Origin of the sequence: Methanofastidiosum sp. (genome assembly GCA_013178285.1) — an archaeon.
Classification (GTDB): Archaea; Methanobacteriota_B; Thermococci; order Methanofastidiosales; family Methanofastidiosaceae; genus Methanofastidiosum.
This window is the reverse complement of the sequence record JABLXD010000068.1, coordinates 1-6,945: the sequence shown is the minus strand read 5'-3', so window position 1 is coordinate 6,945 and position 6,945 is coordinate 1. Positions and strand designations below refer to the sequence as shown.

The following is a 6,945-nucleotide window of genomic DNA, read 5'->3' as shown; positions in this document are numbered from 1 at the left end:
TATTATATTCTTATCTTCACTTCCTGTATTTTTTACAAATTCAAATCCTGACTCATTTGATGACACATCTTTCTACCTTGCCAAATATAATGATGGAACTTCTTATGTAATTGAACCGCTAGATTTGAATAAAGATGGGTGGCCTGACGTTATATTATCCACAGGTATTTCATCACATGTATTTTGGGGATCTTCTTCAGGGTATTCTAATAATTCTAAACTAGATCTTGTCTCCCCTGATGCAGGCGGTATTTGTGTAGCAGATTTTAACAAAGATGGACATCCCGATATTGTTTTTTCACAATTTTCTTCGATCTCATATGTTTATTGGGGATCTAACTCTGGATTTTCAAATAGTTCTAGAACAGAACTCGAAACATTATCTGCCTGGGGTGTATCTGTTTCAGACTTAAATAAAGATGGCTGGCTTGATATTGTGTTTGCAAATTATGGCGGCCCAGAATCTTATTTATACTGGGGGAGTCCTAATGGATTTTCCAACAATTATAGGACTAATTTGCCCACAAGTAAGGCATTTGCAGTAACAATAAGCGATTTAAATAAAGATGATTACCCCGAAATAATTTTTGGAAATTATGGTATTCCTTCTTCGTATATCTATTGGGGAAGTTCCAATGGATATAGCACTTCGAGTAGAACAAATCTAGAAACTTCGGGTGCAGGAGGCCTCACTGTCAATGATTTGAATAAAGATGGATATAAAGATATAGTATTTGGAAATATGGCCCCCAATTCTTATATTTATTGGGGAAGTGGTAGTGGATATAGTAATTCAAACAGAACAAATATTCCTTCTTCATGGGTTTATGGAGCCTCTAATTCAGACATGAATAAGGATGGTTACCAGGACATAGTTTTAACAAGTTATGCTGGGTCTGCCTTGGTAAATTCATACATCTATTGGGGTAGCTCGATAGGATACACATCTTCTAACAGGTCTTCTTTAGAAACAAGAGGCACTGCCGCTGTTGGAATTTGTGATTTAAATAAAGACGGATGGAATGATTTAGTCTTTGCAAATTCCCAAAGTACTTCTTCAACAATTTACTGGGGTGGGTCTCAAGGATATTCGTCTTTAAACAAAACTGAACTACTAGTTGATGGTGCAACAGGGGTTTCAGTTGTAATGCAAGTGTACAAATCACACAACCATAAAGAACTTCCAATGGATCAAATTTCAAGGATACTTGGCATTGGAACAACAAGAACAACTGGAGAATTCATAAATGAAAGTAACACTTCTAATAAATCTCAGTAATAAATATTATTATAACTGAAAGATACTTATCATTCTTTTACTAATAGTTGGTTATGAATAATCAAATATTGTCTCTGCATTATATTTTGCTACAAAAAATAACCCCATAGATTCACATATCAAAAGAATTAAAAACACTTCTATTTAATCTAATCAGGGGCTAAATATGCCATTATTACCAACTAATCAAGTAGAAGAAAAGCGTCCTAAATCAAATCATAAATCTAATAATTCAAAAGACGATTATATCAAATTGCCTAAGTTGTTGCCTTCAAAAGAGGTAGAGGAAACTTCGCCCGATTATAATAAATTTCAAAACATAAGGTTTCTATTGTTAATTGTCTTATTTGCAATTATACTGTATATCCTGCAGTTGAACAAACATGGAATCTAAAAATATTCTTTATTTAGTTAATAATTTTCTGTTACCAATAGCCGATTATCCTATCGTCAATAATATATTTTCTTCTTTTTCATTTATTTAATGTATTAATTATACTTATATTATTTTATTTTATTATATTCCTTAATATCGATCATATTTCTTAATTCGAATACCCTTATATCTGAAACTATAGAGTCAAGGTGCCTAAAATGGTGATTTTATGAAAAAAGCAATTAGCGTAATAATGTTAGGCATTTTAATTGCAGCAACATTTGTTGCAATCGCCCCTGCTTTGGCATCACGTTTAGATGTTTATGCAGGGACAGATGTCATAGTGAATGGAAATAATTTAATGAATACCATATTGAACTCTAAAGCCGGCGACACAATTCGTGTTCACGCGGGTACGTATCAAGTCACGAGAACCATCACGATACCTTTTGAAGGTATAAAAATAGTCGGTGACGATCCATTTAAGACAATTATTGATGCAGAGGGTAACACTGAAAACTGTTTTACTACTACTAAGGGCAATATTACTATAAAAAATCTTACAATAAAAAATTCTGCTAAAGATGCTATATCTTTGGGAAGCAATTCTCAAGTGTCCAATTGTATTATAACAGATAATGGCGGATATGGAATTTACGGAGATCTTAACATAGTAGTTGACTACTGTTATATAGAAAACAATGGGCTCGACGGTATCAAAACCGATAGAAACGCAGAAATTAAAAATGTTGTTTCTGTCAATAATAATGGAAACAATATCAGGGTAGGAACATATGCTAAAGTCACAAATTGCCTTTCAGCAGGATCAAAATCAAACGATGGGATATCTGTCGATTCTAGATCCTCTGTAATTAACTGTACTTCATCAAATAACTTTGGCAGCGGAATCAAATCCAAAGGAACTGGAAAAATTATTAACGCCATTGCAACTGAAAACGGTATTGCAGGCATTCAAGGGGAAAGTGGAATATCTGTAACATATTCTAATAGCTGGAACAATAAAAATGACTATTTGAGTGTGACGCAAGGAGTAGGATGCATTTCAAAAGATCCTAAATTTACAAGTGGAACTTATACTTGGAACGACTGGATTAATGGGGAAAAAATAGACTATTTCCTACCAAAAAACAGCCCATCAGTTAACGCTGGCTCTGAAGCTTCAGAAACATTAGGCCTACAAAATGGATGGTCAACTACTTTAGATGGCAGTTGTGATACAAAAACTGTCGACATGGGATTCCATTTCGCATCAAAATGTATTGCCTAAACTATTTTAATTTATTTTATTTTAAAAAAAATAAATTTAATTTTTTGAATACACAAGAACTGTTTTACCGTTGCCATCAATAAGACTTAATTTGTTTCCTTCTAACTTGTAAGATTTAATAGATTCCAGTCTTGATAAGTAAGTTTGTTCTTGTTCCATTACACCAGGATTAGAACAGAACATCTTTGTTGCACCCATTAGCCCAAATGACATGGATTTACCTTCAACATCGTAATTAGCAAAAAAGCTATTGCAGCCAGAAGATCCAGATATCCTCCCATCTTTAAATTCTAGTGTTAATTTGGTGCTTGAAATTGGGCTTACAAGATGGTCTACATTGCTTAGATATGTATCTAATTTCCATGCTGTTCCCTCAAAATTTGGTGGAGCTTCAGTTGCACATCCAATTAAAAATAGAGAAATCAAGAATATTGCAGCAATTAATATTGTTCTATTCTCCATAATTATCTTTCTCCAAAATATTGCCCAGTATCATTAATATTTTTATCTATATATTATTATCTAATATTGGGCCTTTAGATAAGAATCCTAATAGTTACTTATTTAAGCCCATAATATAATACAAGTTGTTATCATGACCAGTAAGGAAGATTACAATAAATTGCTTCTTTATCTATATAAAGAACTAGTTCAAGAAAAGAAAGATGGCATAGGCCCTAAAAATGTTGTTCAAGAGTTTCAAGACTGGGATGCTGAAAGAATAAATGATGCCTATGTATACTTAAGGGATAATCATTTTTTTAAATCTATTTCATTACCGTCTAGCTACAATGGTGTTTTTGATTTTTGGATTCAAAGTCTTTATCCTCATGCAATTAAAGTTGTTGAAGATGAGTTAGAATCTAAAAAACAGGAAAAATTAAAGTCTATGCTTAATGAAAATCCATGGGGCCCCATAAAGTTAGTTAAAAAAGATGAAAACAAAACTTTATTTTTGGACGCTTCGATTGGAAAAGATATTATATTAATAGCAGACACTACCGTAGTTGTAAACAATGGAAATATAATTGAAAAAAATTTTGAAAATGGCACAATAGAAAGATACATTGTTTTAGATATAGATTTAACAGAAGAAAAAGATAATGTACCTGGGCATTACGAAGTTAAAGTAAAAAAAGAATAAATTTGAATAAGAAATATTATCCTTTAAAAACTATTTTTGTAAGCTTCAGATAGTATTTGTTTTACCCTAGGCACATATCCATGCCAGAAAAATCATTTGCTTTCAAATTCATCTTGATTATATTCTTGGCTGTTTGAATAGATAACTGCTGGAAAACTTAAGGGAATTCTCATTTCTCTTCCAGTTTTTTCTCACATTTGGGAGGCATCTGGCAACCGCATTCATCTTTTAGTCCAGGTATAATTATCCCATCTTCACACCACCCAGGTGGTGGCGGAGCAAATTGTGGACATTCCCCACATTTTTCTTTTGTACTTCCTTGACCAACACAAGCACAAAGTGAAATACTAATAAGGATCAATATGCCTACGATACATATCTTTTTCATAAAATACCTCCTTTTTTCTCGTTCCGTATAATTATATAAATCTATTCAATTAATAATAAAAATCAAAAAATCAAATCATTTTGGGGAGCATATGGATTTTATTAAAAATTTTTCAGAAAATGACAAATTTGCAAAGCTACTGGGTATAGAATTAGTAGACGTATCAAAAGGCCATGCAAAGGCAAAAATGAGAATTTCTGAGATCCATCTTAATTCAGTTAATACAGTACACGGAGGTGCAATTTTTACTCTTGCAGACTATACATTTGCAGTTGCAGCAAATACTCATGGGAATATTGCCGTTGCCTTAAATGTGAGCATCTCTTTTTTGAAAGCAGCATCTGAAGGGATATTATTTGCAGAGGCAAATGAAATATCTATTAATCCAAAAATTGCAACATACTCTATTCATGTGTCAAATGAGCAAAATCAATTAATCGCGACATTTCAAGGAATGGCATATAGAAAAGAGATATCCCTAAAGTAAAGACCAAATAAAAAACTTTTTAAGAATTAATATCCTTAAGCTATTGGTGATATTATTCCTTTAGTAGAGATATATTTATGGAAAGAAAATACTGACGAAATTAAAAAAGAAAGATTGATTAAAGAAGTGTCAAAATGCGTCAGTGAGGTTACTGGGGCACCTCTCGACGCAGTTGAGATTTTAATTACTGAAATACCTAAAGCAAATTGGGGAAAAGGCGGAGTTCCTGCATCAAAGTGGTAATAGATTTTCATTATAGCTCTATCAATTTATTTCGATTAGATTGTAGTCTTTTTCACCTAAACCTATTTCTTGACAGTAGTCTAAGATGTATCGCCCTCTAGTGAAGATCTTTCTTTTTTCTCTTTCGGATAGTTTATCTAAACATGCCATATCGATAGATACGGGGTCAGTTGAGGCAAATATTCCCAAATCTTTTAAAAACGGTTTCATTTTATGCCCCTCGCAATCGCAGTTTCTAGTTATATTAACTGCAAATGTGATATAGATGTTGTTTTTTCCTTTATGCGCTGCATATGCATATTCTGCCATCCTTTCATAGAATTTTTTTGATATGGACCCTATCCAGTTTATTTTTATTGCACCTTTAGGGCATACTGATATGCAAGAGGCGCACCCTATACATTTCTTTTTATCAACCCTAGGAAATAACCCAATCTTAAGTGCATTAACAGGACAATGTTTTTTACATTTGTTGCATTTATCACATTCAATTGGATTTATTATTGGTACAGTATTTGCATGTTGTTCTAGTTTTCCGCCTCGGGCTGCACATCCCATACCTAGCTGTTTAATGGCCCCCCCAAATCCTGCACCTATATGTCCTTTAAAATGAGATACAACTATCATTTGGTTTTGTTCTGCAATTTTTTGAGCAATTTTACATTTTGATAGATTATTTTTATTTATTTCAATATCAGTATAATCTTCCCCTATTTCACCATCTGCAATTACTACAGGGATTTTTGTAAATCCGTGTCTATATGCAAGCAACATATGCTTTCTTCTGGCGTTTCTTTCACCCCTGTAAAGAACATTTGTTTCAATGAAGCAGGATTCAATCTGATTTTCTTTCAAATAATCAATTATGCCCTCATAGTAAGAAGGGCTTAGATATGTAACGTTTTTTTCTTCACCAAAATGAACTTTAATTGGAATTTTTTCCTCTAATGAGACCCCTTCTTTTTCAACAACTGTTTTTAGAAGGTCCCTAGCATCATTACTTAGATTATCTTTACTTGAAATTTGTTTATAATATACATTAGCCAATAAATTCACCACTCAAGATGTAGAGCATAATTGAATAGTTATTTAATTCTTTCTATTTTTTTTAATAAATTCTAAATTCTTATATACTATAATAAAAATAAATATCAAACATTACAAAGGTGACATATTTGGTATTTAAAGAAATGACATCATACAGGAGATTTATTTCGGCTATTAGTGGAGGACGAGTTGACAGAATACCTGTAATGACCTTCTCTAATTATTGTAAAGAATTGATGGCTTCAACAAACGTTACCTGGCCAGCATGCCAGACCGATTCAAAGGTAATGGCACAATTTCAAGAGGGTAGATACAAAGCGTGGGGGCTTGATGTACTGTATTCTCACAATGATCTAGTTTCCGAGGCAACAATGCTCGGGGCAGAGATTGATATAGGTACAGATATCAGACACCCCTCGGTAAAAAAGCATGTATTGGAAAATATCAACCCACTAAAATACGATTTACCTAAGGAAGTTCTATCAAAGGGGAGAAATCCAATAGTTGAAGGGTCTGCCAAAATTCTTGTTGAAAAATACGAGAAGCATATTCCCGTCTTAAGGGCAGTTACAGGTCCAATGACCATTGCAGGTCACCTTTGGGGCGTAGACAGAATATTAATGTGGTCAAAACAAGAAGAAAAGAAATTTGAAGCTTGTCTTGATATTTGTACTGATCTTTGTATTGAAATCA

10 protein-coding genes are annotated in these 6,945 nt (G+C 33.0%); 7 read left to right on the top strand and 3 right to left on the bottom strand.

Features of this window, described 5'->3' with window-relative positions:
- The 3 genes from HPY60_11400 to HPY60_11390 all read left to right on the top strand — a co-directional run.
- The coding region (locus HPY60_11400) for a VCBS repeat-containing protein (GenBank protein NPV51782.1) at positions 1-1,279 on the top strand (1,279 nt) is incomplete at its 5' end.
- A gap of 166 nt (positions 1,280-1,445) precedes the next feature.
- Complete coding sequence (locus tag HPY60_11395) at positions 1,446-1,673, top strand: hypothetical protein (protein NPV51781.1); 228 nt, start codon at positions 1,446-1,448, stop codon at positions 1,671-1,673.
- Positions 1,674-1,884: 211 nt separating this feature from the next.
- A complete protein-coding gene (locus HPY60_11390) occupies positions 1,885-2,943 on the top strand; it encodes a hypothetical protein (protein ID NPV51780.1) in 1,059 nt (352 codons plus the stop codon).
- Between the two features lie 36 nt (positions 2,944-2,979).
- On the opposite strand, the gene HPY60_11385 is transcribed toward HPY60_11390, so the two are convergent.
- Positions 2,980-3,405 carry an META domain-containing protein gene (locus HPY60_11385; GenBank protein NPV51779.1) on the bottom strand — a complete coding sequence of 142 codons (426 nt, stop codon included), beginning with the start codon at positions 3,403-3,405 and terminating at the stop codon, positions 2,980-2,982.
- Between the two features lie 133 nt (positions 3,406-3,538).
- Between HPY60_11385 and HPY60_11380 the strand changes: the two genes are divergently transcribed.
- On the top strand, positions 3,539-4,087 hold the full coding sequence (locus HPY60_11380) for a hypothetical protein (protein NPV51778.1): 549 nt from the start codon (positions 3,539-3,541) through the stop codon (positions 4,085-4,087).
- Between the two features lie 169 nt (positions 4,088-4,256).
- Here HPY60_11380 and HPY60_11375 read toward each other — a convergent pair whose 3' ends face one another.
- Positions 4,257-4,475, bottom strand: a complete 219-nt coding sequence (locus HPY60_11375) for a hypothetical protein (GenBank protein NPV51777.1) — start codon at positions 4,473-4,475, stop codon at positions 4,257-4,259.
- A 91-nt stretch (positions 4,476-4,566) separates the two neighbouring features.
- Between HPY60_11375 and HPY60_11370 the strand changes: the two genes are divergently transcribed.
- Together HPY60_11370 and HPY60_11365 are read left to right on the top strand one after the other, a co-directional pair.
- Positions 4,567-4,962, top strand: coding sequence for a PaaI family thioesterase (locus HPY60_11370; GenBank protein ID NPV51776.1), 396 nt, complete (start codon positions 4,567-4,569; stop codon positions 4,960-4,962).
- 54 nt (positions 4,963-5,016) lie between these two features.
- The gene (locus HPY60_11365) at positions 5,017-5,205 is read left to right on the top strand and encodes a 2-hydroxymuconate tautomerase family protein (protein ID NPV51775.1); all 189 of its coding nucleotides are present in this window, start codon (positions 5,017-5,019) and stop codon (positions 5,203-5,205) included.
- 21 nt (positions 5,206-5,226) lie between these two features.
- Here the strand turns inward: HPY60_11365 and HPY60_11360 are convergent, their stop codons facing one another.
- Positions 5,227-6,252 carry a DUF362 domain-containing protein gene (locus HPY60_11360; GenBank protein NPV51774.1) on the bottom strand — a complete coding sequence of 342 codons (1,026 nt, stop codon included), beginning with the start codon at positions 6,250-6,252 and terminating at the stop codon, positions 5,227-5,229.
- A 128-nt stretch (positions 6,253-6,380) separates the two neighbouring features.
- Here HPY60_11360 and HPY60_11355 point away from each other — a divergent pair.
- Positions 6,381-6,945, top strand: a 565-nt coding sequence (locus HPY60_11355; GenBank protein ID NPV51773.1) for a hypothetical protein, incomplete at its 3' end; no start/stop codon positions are given.

What these genes read in the sequence shown, in the direction of transcription:
- HPY60_11395 (NPV51781.1), top strand. Translation starts at nt 1,446, where the DNA reads ATGCCATTATTACCAACTAATCAAGTAGAAGAAAAGCGTCCTAAATCA.
- HPY60_11390 (NPV51780.1), top strand. Translation starts at nt 1,885, where the DNA reads ATGAAAAAAGCAATTAGCGTAATAATGTTAGGCATTTTAATTGCAGCA.
- HPY60_11385 (NPV51779.1), bottom strand. Translation starts at nt 3,405, where the DNA reads ATGGAGAATAGAACAATATTAATTGCTGCAATATTCTTGATTTCTCTA.
- HPY60_11380 (NPV51778.1), top strand. Translation starts at nt 3,539, where the DNA reads ATGACCAGTAAGGAAGATTACAATAAATTGCTTCTTTATCTATATAAA.
- HPY60_11375 (NPV51777.1), bottom strand. Translation starts at nt 4,475, where the DNA reads ATGAAAAAGATATGTATCGTAGGCATATTGATCCTTATTAGTATTTCA.
- HPY60_11370 (NPV51776.1), top strand. Translation starts at nt 4,567, where the DNA reads ATGGATTTTATTAAAAATTTTTCAGAAAATGACAAATTTGCAAAGCTA.